Below are 14607 nucleotides of genomic sequence, written 5' to 3' on the forward strand. Positions count from 1 at the left end.
CGTTAACTGCTATTTTATTTTTTGGTCGTAATATGAATTTCAGCATTCTTTTTACCAAGATAACCTTTCTTGTTCACTTCCATCTTTTCAATTTTTTCAGGTGGAAACCTCTCCATTTCCGATTTGGAAACTTCTTTTCCATCAATGTAGATTTTGATATTTTCATCGCCTTTTCCGGAACTGTTCAAAATGATTACTTTTGATTTGTTCCCGTTTTTAGTGGCTTCTTCAGCAGCTTTTTGGGCGTCTTTAATTTGTTGTTGGTATTCTTTTGAGTTGACTAATTTTTTCGCATTTTTGGCTGCTTTTTCCGCATCGGCAATTTGTTTTTTAAATTCTTTGGAATTCACCAATTTCGCTGCATCTCTTGCTGCAATTTCTGCGTCTTTTGCTGTTACTTTCGCATTGGAAGAGATTTCTTTAAGTTCTTTTTCGTTTAAAAGCTTCCCAAAATTTTCAGCATTTTTTAAGCTGTTAATAAAGTCGTCGGAATTATAAAATTTATCGAGTTGTGCATAAAGCTTATCCATGTCGCTAAATTTCATTTCCATCGATTTTTGATTTTTTACGAAATCTTCAGAATTAAAAACCGCATCTATTTTCTTGCCTATTTCATTCATCTCTTTTTCCAGTTTAGAAAAATCAGGATTATCCCAATCTTTCTTCTCGGAAAGTTTTTTTAATGCATCATTTTTTACCCGCATTTCATCATAAAACTTTCGAGCAATTTCGTAGTCTTTGTCAAGTTTGCTTCTTAATGGCTCAATTTCTTGACGCTTCTTCTCGATTGTTTTACGAACTTCTTCAATCGAACTTAAATCTTTGGTATCAGAATCTTTGAATAATTCCGGATTGCTTTTGTACAGAGCGGTTCCGTCTTTTCCATAACCAATATTTCCCTTGGTTGAATCTAAAATAATGATTTGCGGATGGTCCGACTTCTTAGGAATAATCGTGTCTTGCTTAAAATTTGAGTTCAACTGTTCAATTTTAAGATCGGAAACCATCTTTTCAATTTCTGAATTGGTTTCCTTAATCTCTTTATTTTTCGCATTCACCAAGTAAATAAAACTGAGGATGAATAAAAGTGGCAACGCAAAAATCCTGCGCGCATAACTGAATTTTGTTTTTGATTTTTTTAGCATTGTTAATCGTTTTTTAAGGTTGGAACTGAGGAACGGACTCGTTGCAGGAAACTGTTTTCCGGAAAAGTGACTTGCCAAAAGCATCTGCGCAAATGCTTTCGTGTCCGAGTTTTGAACCGCCTTTTTATCGGCGAGATATTCGTGAATTAGATTGATTTCTTTCTTAATAAAATAGAAAAACGGGTTGAACCAAAATAAGGAAGTGGCGATTTCGGTGAAAATGTTGTCCCAGGAATGTTTTTGCTCGATGTGAACCATTTCGTGCTTCAAAATTTGGCGTCCCAAATCGGATTGAAGATGAATGGAATCCTTCCAAAAAAGGTTTCGGAAAAAGGAAAATGGAGCTTCCTGTAAGTTGGTTTGGTAAAAGTTGATGCCCCCGAAATTTTCTTTTGAAAACTGTTTTTTGAATTGCTGAATTTTAGCTAAACCATAAATAAGTTTCGCTAGAAAAAAGACAGAAACCAATCCAAAAGCGACAGCAGCAAATTTAAGATAAATGAAATCATGACTTAAATTATTTTTAGAGTTAAAATCTTGTAATTTGTTAATTAATAGATAAATATCGTTATTTACTTCAAGTGTGAAATAACTCACTTTCAGCAAAGGCAAAAGCAAACTCACCAACAAAACCGACAGTAAATAAAACCGATTGTAATGATGAAAGGTCTTGTCTTTAAGAAACAACCGATAGTACAAAAACATTACACCCGAAGTCAAAATAACTTTCCCGAAATAGATAAAGATCGTTTCCATGACTAATCCTTTGATTGGTTTGAATTTCCTTTTGCTACACTTGACTCTTGGCTCCTTTTACTTGGCTCTTTTAATTCATTAAGTAACATTTCCAAATCTTCCACGCTCATTTCGTTTTTTTCTACGAGAAATGAAACTGCGTTTTTGTATGAACCTTCGAAATAGTTTTTTACCAAACTTTTCATGGATTTTCCGCTGTATTTTTCTTTGGAAATCAATGGGAAATATTCATGTTGTCTGCCGAAAACTTCGTAATCCACGAAATCTTTTTCTTTCAAAACTTTTAGAATGGTAGAAACAGTATTCGTATGCGGTTTTGGTTCAGGAAATTGTTCTAGAATGTCTTTCAGGAAAGCCTTTTTCAGTTCCCAAAGATATTGCATCACTTGTTCTTCGGCTTTGGTGAGTTGGGGAATTTTCATATCACTATTTGTTTAGTGATACAAATGTAGGAATTAATTTTAATCGTACAACTATTTTTTTAGTGATAATAAAATAGTTCATTTAAATGATTGATAATCAGTGTATAAATTTTAATATTAAAAGTTTTGGCTAAAGCCAATAGACTCTAAATCTTCTTAAAAACGGACTAAAGTCCGTTCCTGTTGATACTTAAATGCAGTATTTTCTCGCCACAAATTTCTATTTCCAAACTCTTTCAAAATCATTATCTTTGCGGACTTTTAATTTTATGGCAGAACGCAGAACGCTGATTGCCGAAAGCAAAATTTTTAAATATGAAATGTGGAATCGTAGGTCTTCCCAACGTAGGAAAATCAACCCTTTTTAACTGTTTAAGCAATGCAAAAGCGCAGTCTGCAAATTATCCTTTCTGTACGATTGAGCCGAATTTAGGAACTGTTTCCGTTCCTGATCCAAGACTTTTCGAGTTGGAAAAGTTGGTTAATCCTGAAAGAGTTTTGCCCGCTGTTGTAGAAATAGTGGACATTGCAGGTTTGGTGAAAGGCGCTTCGAAAGGAGAAGGTTTGGGAAATCAGTTTTTGGCAAACATCCGCGAATGTGAAGCGATTATCCATGTTTTGAGATGTTTCGAAAACGGAAATATTGTTCACGTGGAAGGTACGGTTGATCCGATGCGCGACAAAGAAATCATCGATATCGAACTTCAGTTGAAGGATTTGGAAACTTTAGGAAAAGCGGTTGACAAAGCAAAAAAGTTCATCAAATCAGGAAAAAAAGAAGATGTTTTGACTTACGAAACTTTATTAAATCTTCAAAAATTTGTAGAGGACGGAAAAAATGCTAGAGAATTTCCAGCCAATGATTTTGAAAAATCGGTAATTGACGAAGTTCATTTGTTGACAAAAAAACCGGTTCTTTACGTGTGTAACGTGGATGAAAACTCCATCAAAAACGGAAACGAATGGATTCCGAAAATTGAAGAAATGGCAAAAAAAGAAGGCGCAGAAGTAGTTGTTCTAGCCGCTCAAATCGAAGCCGACATTAATGAACTGGAAACTTTTGAAGAAAGGCAAATGTTCCTGGAAGAACTTGGTTTGGAAGAACCAGGCGTGAACCGATTGATTAGAAAGGCGTACGATTTGTTGCATCTTCAAACGTATTTCACGGCGGGAGTAAAGGAAGTTCGAGCTTGGACTATTGGTAAAGGTTGGACTGCGCCGCAAGCAGCAGGAGTGATTCACACCGATTTCGAAAAAGGATTTATCCGTGCAGAAGTAATTAAATACGATGATTTCGTAAAATACGGAACAGAAGCAAAAGTGAAAGAAGCAGGAAAAATGGGTGTTGAAGGAAAGGAATATATCGTTCAAGACGGCGATGTGATGCATTTCAGATTCAACGTATAATTTTGTACGGACAACTCGAGATTTGTCCAAATTATGATATTGATAAAGGCGGACTTCGGTTCGCTTTTTTTTTGTAACAAAACTTCTCATCAGTTTACTAATTTAGAAAATCTAAAAAAATCTTTAAAAATGAACAACCACGAAATTGATTACAAAATCCACGGAGAAGAAATGCAGTGCGTAGAAATAGAACTAGATCCGAGTGAAAGCGTCATTTCTGAACCGGGAAGTTTTATGATGATGACGGAAGGAATACAAATGCAGACGATGTTTGGGGATGGAAACGAAAAAGGTTTGATGGGAAAAATTTTCTCTGCAGGAAAAAGAATGTTGACGGGGGAAAACCTTTTCATGACTGTTTACACCAACAATTCCCAACAAAAAAGACAGGTTTCTTTCGCCGCTCCATATTCTGGAAAAATTATTCCGTTGGATTTGGCTCAACTTGGCGGAAAAGTGATTTGTCAGAAAGACAGTTTTCTTTGTGCTGCAAAAGGCGTTTCCGTAGGTATTGAACTTCAGAAAAAATTGGGAACCGGTCTTTTCGGCGGTGAAGGTTTTATTATGCAAAAATTGGAAGGAGACGGAATGACTTTCGTTCACAGCGGAGGTCATGTCATTGAAAAACAGCTTCAACCAGGAGAAATTCTGAAAATTGATACCGGTTGTATCGTGGCTTTCACCAAAGATGTTGATTATGATATTCAGTTTGTTGGTGGAATTAAAAATACCATTTTCGGAGGTGAAGGTTTGTTCTTCGCGCAGCTTCGCGGTCCTGGAAAAGTTTGGATTCAAACGCTGCCAATTTCTCGTTTAGCGAGTAGAATTCTTCAGTATGGAACCACCAAAAAAGGAGAGCAGGGAAGTGTTCTAGGTGGATTGGGAAATCTTCTCGATGGCGACGGATTTTAGAAATATTTAATTTAAAAGCGGACTTCGGTTCGCTTTTCGTTTATCATTTCTAATTCTATAAAATTTTTCCACAATATTTTTAATTTCTGTTACAATTCGCTAAATTTGTGGGTTATTGAATTCAAAGCTGTAAAACGATTGTTGAAAGCCTATCACAAAAAAATATGAGCGAAAACACTACTGTAAATTATACCGACGACAACATCAGAACCCTCGATTGGCAGGAACATATCCGTCTTCGTCCCGGAATGTACATCGGAAAACTGGGTGATGGTTCTTCTGCGGACGATGGGATTTACATTTTGCTCAAAGAAATCATCGACAATTCCATTGACGAATTTGTGATGAAATCCGGAAAAAGGATTGAAATCAAAATTGATGAAGGCAAGGCAACGATTCGTGATTACGGCCGTGGAATTCCCTTAGGGAAAGTAGTTGACGCCGTTTCCAAAATGAATACCGGAGGGAAATATGACTCGAAAGCGTTCAAAAAATCGGTAGGTTTAAATGGAGTAGGAACAAAGGCAGTGAATGCACTTTCCGATTATTTCAAGGTAAAATCTGTTCGTGATGGAAAAGTGAAAATGGCTGAATTCTCTAAAGGAATTATCACCGAAGATTTCAAAGAAACTGAATCTACAGACCGAAACGGAACTGAAATTACCTTCATTCCGGATTCAACAATTTTTACTCATTTCAAGTTCAGAAAAGAGTACATCGAGAAGATGCTTAAAAACTATTGCTACCTGAATCCAGGTTTGAAAATAGTTTTCAATGGCGAAACCTATTTTTCAGAAAATGGTTTGAAGGATTTGCTTCAGGAAGAAATTGAAGGCGACATTCTATATCCCGTAATTCATTTGAAAGATGAAGATATTGAAGTGGCGATTACCCATTCCGACAAGTCACAGTCTGAAACCTATTTTTCTTTCGTCAACGGACAAAATACAACACAAGGTGGAACTCACTTGAATGCTTTCAGAGAAGCTTATGTAAAAACAATCCGTGAGTTTTTCAACAAAAATTTTGAGGCTGCGGATATCAGAAAATCCATCATTGCAGCAGTTTCTATTAAAGTCATCGAACCTGTTTTTGAATCTCAAACGAAAACAAAATTAGGTTCCAATGAAATGGAGCCGGGAAAAGAAACGGTGCGGACTTTCATCACCAATTTCCTTAAAAATAAACTCGATAATTTCCTGCATCAAAACCAAGAAATTGCAGAAGCGATTCACCGCAAAATCATTATCTCTGAAAGGGAAAGAAAGGAACTTTCGGGAATCCAAAAATTGGCAAGAGAACGCGCCAAAAAAGTATCGCTTCACAACAAAAAACTTCGTGATTGCAGACAGCATTACAACGACCAAAAAGCGTTGAGAAAGGCGGAAACCATGATCTTCATTACCGAAGGTGATTCTGCGTCCGGTTCCATCACAAAATCGCGTGATGTAGAAACTCAGGCGGTTTTTTCATTGAAAGGAAAGCCTTTGAACTGTTATGGTTTAACGAAAAGAGTGGTTTATGAAAACGAAGAATTTAACCTGCTTCAAGCTGCTTTAAACATAGAGGATTCTTTGGAGGATTTGCGTTACAACCACGTGATCATCGCAACCGACGCCGATGTGGACGGAATGCACATCCGACTTTTGATGATTACGTTCTTCCTGCAATTTTTCCCGGATCTAATTAAAAACGGACACCTTTATATTTTGCAAACGCCTTTATTCAGGGTTAGAAATAAAAAGGAAACGAGATATTGCTATTCTGAACCGGAAAGAATCAAAGCTTTGGAAGAATTGGGCAGAAATCCTGAAATAACACGATTCAAAGGTTTGGGAGAAATTTCGCCCGATGAGTTCAAACACTTTATTGGGAAAGATATTCGTTTAGAGCCGGTTGTCATTGGGAAAGATCAAACCATCGACCAGCTTCTGGAATTTTACATGGGAAAAAACACGCCTGACCGACAAACTTTCATCCTTGAAAATTTGGTGGTTGAAGATCCCGATATCGACAAAAAACAAGTTCTGAGTGATGCAGAATGATAAATAAAAATCACAAAAACACACAGCACAAAAACACAAACAGATGAGATTAAATAATAGAAACAAAGCAGGTTTGTACAATTTTTTGAGTACTTTCTTACTGATGTTTTTTTTTGGCGGAGTAGGCGTTTTTCTTTTAGCGCGATATAAATTTGATGTTTGGGGGTTTGAAAGCATACTTTTTATTGTAGTACCGGCAATTCTTCTCGGCATTTTTTATTTGAGAGGAAGGCAAATTTTTGAGTATGACAGTGATGGAGAAGCGTTAAATTTCAAGAACAGAAATGTCATTTTATTTTTGGATCGTCCTGCAAATGATGAGTTTCCAAAATATAAACTGTTAAGTTATGAAATTGTCAATGCATACGTTTGTAAGCGCCTTTACATTACGATTTTGAGTAGAAAGGGACATTCTACTATTTTAAAATACGATGTTTCATATTTAACGAAAAGGGAACTTAGCGATCTTAAGCTCTCATTAAGTAAAGTGATTAAGGCAAATACAGAAAACAATAAGCGGCAGCAGCTGCAGCAACCATAGAGCGAGAAATTAGTTGATGGAAGAACAAGAAAATCACCACGAAGAAACCCTGAAAAAAGTTTCCGGTCTTTACAAAGATTGGTTTTTAGATTATGCCTCTTATGTAATTTTAGACCGGGCAATTCCCTCGATTTACGACGGATTCAAGCCGGTTCAGCGTAGAATTATGCATTCGATGCGTGAGTTGGAAGACGGCCGTTACAACAAAGTAGCGAACATTGTAGGAAATACGATGAAGTATCATCCGCACGGAGACGCTTCAATCACCGATGCAATGGTGCAAATTGGTCAAAAAGAACTTTTAATTGATACTCAAGGAAACTGGGGAAACATTTACACCGGAGATTCTGCGGCGGCTGCAAGATATATTGAAGCGAGATTGACGCCTTTCGCTTTGGAAGTGGTTTTCAACCCGAAAACTACAGATTGGGCAAAGTCTTATGACGGCAGAAATAACGAGCCAATTGATTTGCCTGTAAAATTCCCACTGCTTCTTGCATCAGGAGTTGAAGGAATTGGGGTTGGACTTTCCACGAAGATCATGCCGCACAATTTCAACGAGTTGATTAATGCTTCCATTGCTTATTTGAAGGGCAAAAAACTTGAGCTTTTTCCTGATTTCTTGACAGGCGGAATGTTGGATGTTTCCAATTACAACGATGGTGAACGTGGCGGAAAAATTCGGGCAAGAGCAAGAATTATCCAAAAAGATAAAAATACACTTTGTATTACCGAGCTTCCTTTCGGAAAAAACACGGGAGATTTAATTGATTCCATCATCAAAGCCAACGAAAAAGGAAAGATTAAAATCAAAAAAATTGAGGACAATACTTCCGACGAAGTTGAAATCAACATCCTTTTAAACAGCGATGTTTCTCCCGATAAAACCATCGATGCGCTTTACGCTTTTACGGATTGTGAAATTCCCATTTCTCCGAATGCATGTGTGATTGTGGGCGACAAACCCGAATTTTTATCAGTATCTGAAATTCTGAAAAGAAATACGGACCACACCGTTTCTTTGCTTAAAAAAGAATTGGAAATCGAACTTCACGAACTGCAGGAAAGTTGGCATTTTTCGTCCCTCGAACGAATTTTCATCGAGAACAGAATTTACCACGATATCGAAGAAGTAAAATCTTGGGAAGAAGTTATTTCCACCATTGACAAAGGTTTAAAACCACACACCAAACATCTTTTAAGAGCAGTAACTGAAGAAGATATCACCAGATTGACCGAAATCCGAATCAAGAGAATTTCGCGTTTCGACTTGGATAAATTCAAAGAAAACATCCTCGCTTTAGAAGGAAAAATCGAGCAGGTTAAACATCATTTGGCGAATCTCATTGCTTATGCGATTGATTATTATGCCAACATTCAGAAAAAATACGGAAAAGGGAAGGAGCGTAAAACCGAACTTCGAATTTTTGACACAATTGATGCGACGAAAGTAGCGGTGGCCAACGAAAAATTTTATGTCAACAAAGAAGAAGGTTTCATTGGAACTTCCTTGAGAAAGGATGAATATCTTTTCGACTGTTCCGATATTGACGATATCATTACCTTCCAAAAAGATGGAACGATGAAAGTGGTGAAAGTAGAACCAAAAACCTTCATCGGAAAAAATATCGAACACGTCGCAGTATGGAAAAAGAACGATAAACGCACGGTTTACAATATGATTTACCGTGAAGGAAGAGACGGTCCTTACTACATGAAACGTTTTTCTGTGACAGGAGTTACCAGAAATACGGATTATAAATTAGCATCCGACAAAAAAGGTTCAGAAATGCTTTACTTCTCGGCAAATCCAAACGGTGAAGCGGAATTGGTAACGGTTTTGTTAAAACCCAACGCCAGAATCAGAAAAAATAAAATTGAAATCGATTTCTCTGAATTGGCGATAAAAGGTCGTGATTCCAAAGGAAATTTGGTCACAAAATATGCAGTAAAAAAAGTAGATTTGAAGGAAGAAGGCCATTCTACTTTGGCGCCGAGAAAAATTTGGTTTGATGATACGGTTCGTCGCTTAAACGCAGATGCACGCGGAACCTTGCTCGGAACCTTCAAAGGGGACGATAAAATTTTGACCATCAATCCACACGGTGAAGCGAAATTGGTTTCTTTCGATTTGATGAACCGTTTCGATGACGAATATTTAATCCTCGAAAAATGGAATCCTGAACAACCGATTACCTGCATTTATTTTGATGGAGATAAAGGAATTTACTTCATTAAGAGATTTTTGTTGGAAAATACCACCAATGTTCAAAACTTCATGCCATCGGACCATCCGAAATCGTTTGTAGAAAACGTGATTGTTGCGAATAATTCAATCGCTGAAATTATTTTTGCTAAAGACAAAGGCAAAGAAAAAGAACCTGAAACCATCAATATCGACGAGTTCATTTCCGTAAAAGGAATTAAAGCGATTGGAAATCAGTTTATTAAAGACAAAGTAAAATCCATCAACATCATAATTCCTGAACCGACCGAAGAAATCAACGAAGGTTTCGATGTGGTGGAATCTACGGAAGGCCACATCAGTTTCATCGATGAAGACGTGAAGGACGAGGATTTTCCGGAAGAAGGACAGATTGGAAGCTTGTTTGATGAGTAATTTCTGATTAAAATATTTTTGAACGCGCCTTTTGGTGCGTTCTTTTTTTATTTTATTCAAATATTTCAAACTCCTCCCCATCAAAACTTGCAAAAACCATTTTAGGGTAAGAATCTTTGTGAAAAATGTTTCCGTATTTGTCAATTCCAATGGCGCCTGCAAATCCGTCGATTTCTTTTAACTCAAGAAAAGTTCGGTCGAACGCGTGTTCAATCGTCATTCCATCAGAAACTCGGGTGACAATTTTTGCGGCGGTTGCGTTGCTTACGATGTCTTCGCCAACTCCGGTGCAACTAACGGCGCAATGTTGATTGGCGTAATTGCCGGCAACGGTTGCAGAATCGGAGATTCTTCCCACCAATTCAAAACCTTTTCCACCTGTGGAAGTTGCTGCGGCTAAATTTCCATGAGCATCGATCGCCACACAACCAACCGTTCCTTTCCCGCCGTTTTTTAATTTTTCTTCGTATTCTTTTCTACGTTGTGGAATCTCCGTTGAAAAATCTTGGAAACCATATTCTGTGGCGTATTTTTTCGCACCATTTCCGCCCAAAACTCGATCATCTTCTTTCATCAAAACTTGGGCAACTTCAATCGGATTTTTTACATTTTCGATATTAATCACACCCGAAAACTTTTGAGTTTCGCCATTCATCAAAGAAGCACTCATCCTGATTTTCCCGTCGCTTTGAATTTGAGAACCAATTCCTGCATTGAAAAGCGAATCATCTTCCAACAAAGAAACTGCATAAACCACTGTTTCTTCCGCAGAATGATTTTTCAAAAAGTCGAAAGCTTTTGAAGCGATTTCTTTCAAGGAATTTTGTTTGGCAACCTTCACTTCGTGGCTTTGGTCGCTTTCGGAAAAAAATCCACCGTGGATGATTAGTTTCATCAAAGAATTTATTTAGGTTTAAAGTTTAAGGTTTCAAGTTCCAGGTTTCAAGTTTCAAAAATTCACAATTTACTTCCGAAGCAAAATTCATTGCGAAGCAAATTCACTTTTATCTTTTGCCTTGTATATTGTTTCTTTTTTACGTTTGTGGAATCGGGCTATACTGCGAATTCACAATCGTTAAATCTTTAGTTTTCAAGTCGAAATGGTCGTTTTGCGACATCACATGCACAATCAAATTGTCAATAGAAATCGGCTCTCCAAGTTGAATGTTGGTTAAATTGGTGTCCTTAATAAATCTACCGTCCACCAAAATCACGAGTCCGGAACCAATGGCGGTCATCACGTCATCTTTTATGAAAAGTCCGGTATCTTCACCAAGTCCTATTCCCAAAGTTCGCGGATTGTTGACTACTGCCTGAAAAAGTCTTCCAATTCTTCCACGTTGCACGAAATGCGTATCAACAATAACATTTTCAATAAATCCTAAACCTTGTGTGGTTTTAATTTCGCCTTTCAAAAGCGCTTCGCTGCTCGAACCTTGATAAATCATATTTTCCGAAGCGGCGGCTGCACCTGCAGAAGTTCCTGCGTAAATAAAATCCTGTTCCTGATATTTTAGAAGAATGGCATCATGAAATCTTGTTCCACCCAAAATCGAAGTCAAGCGAAGTTGATCACCACCGGTCAACATTATCACATCTGCGGCATTTGCTCTTGCCACCATTGCGTCTGAATTAGCCTGTTCACGGTTTTGAATATCCAAAATATTGACATTTTTCGCACCCAAAAACTCGAACGCCTTCTTGTATTCAGGTCCAACAATTTGGGGAATTTGTGAGGCAGTGGTAATAATTTCGATGACAGAATCTTCCTTCAGTTTGGATTCGTTGATGATTTTTCTTAAGATTCCTCTTTCAAAAAAATTGAGGTTTTTCTCGACATTGTTATCGTAATCGGTCTCCGCAAAACTGCCTTTGTTTACGGCACCGCCGATGATCATTAATTTTCCGGCTGGTCTCATATATTGCAAATTTAAAAAAATTATTAAATGATGTTAAAATCTTTACCAATAAAATTGAATTCATTTTCAACAATGAAAATTTTTAATCAGTTGCAGAAATCATTCAGAAAATCAAATATTTTGTCGGAATTGTTAAGCTTTTCTATTATCTTTGGTTATAGAATAAATTTAAAAGTTTAAAAAAACGTCCATTAACTATATGAAAATCGAAAAAATACAGGTTTTAAGAGGTCCGAATATTTGGAGCATCCGCAGAAAAAAATTGATTCAGATGCGTTTAGATCTTGAAGAAGTTGAACATCAACCCACCAATAAAATTCCAGGATTTAGAGAAAGATTGGAAAAATTGATTCCTTCTTTGATTACGCACCGCTGTTCGGAAGGTGTTGAAGGTGGTTTCTTCCAACGTGTGGAAATGGGGACGTGGATGGGACACGTCATTGAACACATTGCCCTGGAAATTCAAACTTTGGCGGGAATGGACACCGGTTTCGGAAGAACCCGGGAAACCAAAACACCTGGAGTTTACAACGTGGTTTTCTCCTATATCGAAGAAAATTCCGGAGTTTACACTGCGGAACAATCAGTGGAAATCGCACAATGCTTAATTGATGGAACGGATTATGACATAGATGCTTGCATTAAGCGTTTGAAAGAAATTCGGGAACGTGAAAGACTTGGACCTTCAACCGGAAGTATCGTGGAAGAAGCTGTTGCGAGAAACATTCCGTGGATTCGATTGGGGAAAAATTCTTTGGTTCAATTGGGATATGGCGTAAATCAGCAACGGTTTCAGGCGACAATTACGGGTAATACAAGTTCCATCGCGGTTGATATTGCGTGCAACAAAGAACTCACGAAAAAAATGTTGGACGATGCCGCAATTCCCGTTCCGACCGGAGATTTGGTGGTGGATGAAGAAGACTTGGAAAGAGTAATTAGAAAAATCGGCTATCCCATTGTGCTGAAACCGCTCGATGGAAACCACGGAAGAGGTCAATCCATCAACGTAAACGATTGGGAAACAGCGAAAATAGGTTTGCAACATGCACAAACCGTCTCAAGAAAAGTGATTGTCGAAAGATATGTTACAGGCTACGATTTCAGAGTTTTGGTTATAAATCATAAAATGGTTGCTGCTGCGAGAAGAGTTCCAGCAAATGTTGTAGGAGACGGCGAAATGAACATTCAACAACTGATCGATAAAGAAAATCTCGACCCAAGAAGAGGTTATGGTCATGAAAATGTTTTAACCGAAATCTTGGTGGATAAAGACACGAACGAACTTTTAGAAAAACTTAATTACACTTTAGAAAGCGTACCCCAAAAAGGAGAAATCGTATATTTAAAATCTACGGCAAATCTTTCTACTGGGGGAACCTCGATTGATGTGACCGACATGATTCACCCCGAAAATGTCACCATGTGCGAAAGGGTTTCAAAAATAATTGGACTTGATGTTTGCGGAATCGACATCATGGCGGAAAATCTTACGCAACCCTTAAAAGAAAGTGGCGGTGCGATTTTGGAAGTCAACGCAGCTCCCGGATTTAGAATGCACCTCGCTCCAAGTGAAGGTTTGCCGAGAAACGTTGCCGCTCCTGTTGTCGATATGCTTTATCCACAAGGAAAACCGGTGAGAATCCCAATCATCGCTGTAACCGGAACCAACGGCAAAACAACCACGACAAGATTAATCGCACACATTGTAAAAAATAACGGTTATCGAGTAGGTTTCACCACTTCTGATGGAATTTACATTCAGAATACCATGCTTACAAAAGGTGATACAACCGGACCAATTTCCGCTGAATTTGTTCTGAAAGATCCAACGGTGGAATTTGCCGTTTTGGAAACTGCAAGAGGTGGAATTTTGCGTTCAGGATTGGGTTTCAGTTATTGCGACATCGGTGTTTTGACGAATATTAAAGAAGACCATTTAGGTTTGAGCGACATCCACAATTTGAAGGATTTAACGCGTGTAAAAAGAGTTGTTCTCGATTCCGTAAAAAAAGACGGGTGGAGTGTTTTGAATGCAGACGACGACTATTCCATGAGATTGATGCCGGAATTGGATTCCAAAGTCGCACTCTTTAGTTTGGATGAAAACAATCCACACATCAAAAAATTCGCGAAAGAGGGAAAAATTACCTGTGTTTACGAAGATGGTTTCATCACCATTAAAAAAGGCGACTGGAAAATTCGTGTTGCTAAAGCTCACAACATTCCAATCACAATGGAAGGAAAGGCGAAATTTATGATTTCCAATGTTTTGGCGGCAAGTTTGGCGACTTACCTTTATGGGTTTGAGATTGAGGATATTTCAAATTCATTGCGAACTTTTATTCCGAGTGCACAATTAACTCCGGGAAGACTGAATATTTTTAAATTTAAGAATTTCAAGGTTCTGATTGATTTCGCACACAATCCTGCAGGTTATGAAGCCATAGAAGATTATCTGAAAAATGTGGAAGCATCCAAAAAAATTGGAATTATTGCCGGTGTAGGAGATCGAAGAGATGAAGACATCAAAGAATGCGGAAGGATTGCTGGAAGAATGTTCGATTATGTGATTATTCGTAACGAGAAGCACTTGCGTGGCAGAACTGAAGAAGAAATCAACGGCCTTATTATTTCTGGAATGCAGGAATCGGGTAGTGCGGTGAATTATGAAATTATTCCAAAAGAAATTGAAGCCTTGAAGCACGCAATGAGCATGGCGGAAGAAGGAACCTTTATCACTGCACTTTCCGACGTAGTTTCTAATGCAATCGACTTGGTTCAGGAATATCAGAACAAGGAGCTTTTAGAGGAAGGTAAACTTTAATAAGCAATACTTA

Annotated in this window: 10 protein-coding genes; 6 read left to right on the forward strand and 4 right to left on the reverse strand. The window is 37.8% G+C overall.

Annotated elements, in window-relative coordinates; genetic code table 11:
- Positions 1-14: 14 nt before the first annotated feature.
- Together J4771_RS02190 and J4771_RS02195 are read right to left on the reverse strand one after the other, a co-directional pair.
- Positions 15-1901, reverse strand: coding sequence for a M56 family metallopeptidase (locus J4771_RS02190; RefSeq protein ID WP_224135970.1), 1887 nt, complete (start codon positions 1899-1901; stop codon positions 15-17).
- 2 nt (positions 1902-1903) lie between these two features.
- The gene (locus J4771_RS02195; RefSeq protein ID WP_224135972.1) at positions 1904-2323 is read right to left on the reverse strand and encodes a BlaI/MecI/CopY family transcriptional regulator; all 420 of its coding nucleotides are present in this window, start codon (positions 2321-2323) and stop codon (positions 1904-1906) included.
- Between the two features lie 315 nt (positions 2324-2638).
- On the opposite strand from J4771_RS02195, the gene ychF reads away from it, so the two are divergent.
- The 5 genes from ychF (at position 2639) to J4771_RS02220 (ending at position 9848) form a co-directional block, all read left to right on the forward strand.
- The gene (gene ychF, locus J4771_RS02200; RefSeq protein ID WP_224135974.1) at positions 2639-3730 is read left to right on the forward strand and encodes a redox-regulated ATPase YchF; all 1092 of its coding nucleotides are present in this window, start codon (positions 2639-2641) and stop codon (positions 3728-3730) included.
- Between the two features lie 129 nt (positions 3731-3859).
- Entirely contained in the window at positions 3860-4642 is a 783-nt protein-coding gene (locus tag J4771_RS02205) for a TIGR00266 family protein (RefSeq protein ID WP_224135976.1), read from the forward strand.
- A 164-nt stretch (positions 4643-4806) separates the two neighbouring features.
- Positions 4807-6687, forward strand: coding sequence for a DNA topoisomerase IV subunit B (locus J4771_RS02210; protein WP_224135978.1), 1881 nt, complete (start codon positions 4807-4809; stop codon positions 6685-6687).
- Between the two features lie 43 nt (positions 6688-6730).
- Positions 6731-7228, forward strand: coding sequence for a hypothetical protein (locus J4771_RS02215; protein WP_224135980.1), 498 nt, complete (start codon positions 6731-6733; stop codon positions 7226-7228).
- Positions 7229-7244: 16 nt separating this feature from the next.
- Positions 7245-9848 carry a DNA gyrase/topoisomerase IV subunit A gene (locus J4771_RS02220; RefSeq protein WP_224135982.1) on the forward strand — a complete coding sequence of 868 codons (2604 nt, stop codon included), beginning with the start codon at positions 7245-7247 and terminating at the stop codon, positions 9846-9848.
- A gap of 52 nt (positions 9849-9900) precedes the next feature.
- On the opposite strand, the gene J4771_RS02225 is transcribed toward J4771_RS02220, so the two are convergent.
- Both J4771_RS02225 and J4771_RS02230 read right to left on the reverse strand, forming a co-directional pair.
- Positions 9901-10743, reverse strand: a complete 843-nt coding sequence (locus tag J4771_RS02225) for an isoaspartyl peptidase/L-asparaginase (RefSeq protein WP_224135984.1) — start codon at positions 10741-10743, stop codon at positions 9901-9903.
- Positions 10744-10882: 139 nt separating this feature from the next.
- The gene (locus J4771_RS02230; RefSeq protein ID WP_224135987.1) at positions 10883-11767 is read right to left on the reverse strand and encodes a cyanophycinase; all 885 of its coding nucleotides are present in this window, start codon (positions 11765-11767) and stop codon (positions 10883-10885) included.
- A gap of 199 nt (positions 11768-11966) precedes the next feature.
- On the opposite strand from J4771_RS02230, the gene cphA reads away from it, so the two are divergent.
- Positions 11967-14594 (forward strand): cyanophycin synthetase, encoded by a 2628-nt coding sequence (gene cphA, locus J4771_RS02235; protein WP_224135989.1) that lies wholly within the window; start codon positions 11967-11969, stop codon positions 14592-14594.
- The last annotated feature ends 13 nt before the right edge of the window (positions 14595-14607 follow it).

Origin of the sequence: Candidatus Kaistella beijingensis (assembly GCF_020084865.1) — a bacterium.
In the GTDB taxonomy this organism is placed as follows: domain Bacteria; phylum Bacteroidota; class Bacteroidia; order Flavobacteriales; family Weeksellaceae; genus Kaistella; species Kaistella beijingensis.

Excerpts from the sequence above, each read along its gene's own strand:
- J4771_RS02190 (WP_224135970.1), bottom strand. The coding sequence starts at position 1,901 with ATGGAAACGATCTTTATCTATTTCGGGAAAGTTATTTTGACTTCGGGT.
- J4771_RS02195 (WP_224135972.1), bottom strand. The coding sequence starts at position 2,323 with ATGAAAATTCCCCAACTCACCAAAGCCGAAGAACAAGTGATGCAATAT.
- ychF (WP_224135974.1), top strand. The coding sequence starts at position 2,639 with ATGAAATGTGGAATCGTAGGTCTTCCCAACGTAGGAAAATCAACCCTT.
- J4771_RS02205 (WP_224135976.1), top strand. The coding sequence starts at position 3,860 with ATGAACAACCACGAAATTGATTACAAAATCCACGGAGAAGAAATGCAG.
- J4771_RS02210 (WP_224135978.1), top strand. The coding sequence starts at position 4,807 with ATGAGCGAAAACACTACTGTAAATTATACCGACGACAACATCAGAACC.
- J4771_RS02215 (WP_224135980.1), top strand. The coding sequence starts at position 6,731 with ATGAGATTAAATAATAGAAACAAAGCAGGTTTGTACAATTTTTTGAGT.
- J4771_RS02220 (WP_224135982.1), top strand. The coding sequence starts at position 7,245 with ATGGAAGAACAAGAAAATCACCACGAAGAAACCCTGAAAAAAGTTTCC.
- J4771_RS02225 (WP_224135984.1), bottom strand. The coding sequence starts at position 10,743 with ATGAAACTAATCATCCACGGTGGATTTTTTTCCGAAAGCGACCAAAGC.
- J4771_RS02230 (WP_224135987.1), bottom strand. The coding sequence starts at position 11,767 with ATGAGACCAGCCGGAAAATTAATGATCATCGGCGGTGCCGTAAACAAA.
- cphA (WP_224135989.1), top strand. The coding sequence starts at position 11,967 with ATGAAAATCGAAAAAATACAGGTTTTAAGAGGTCCGAATATTTGGAGC.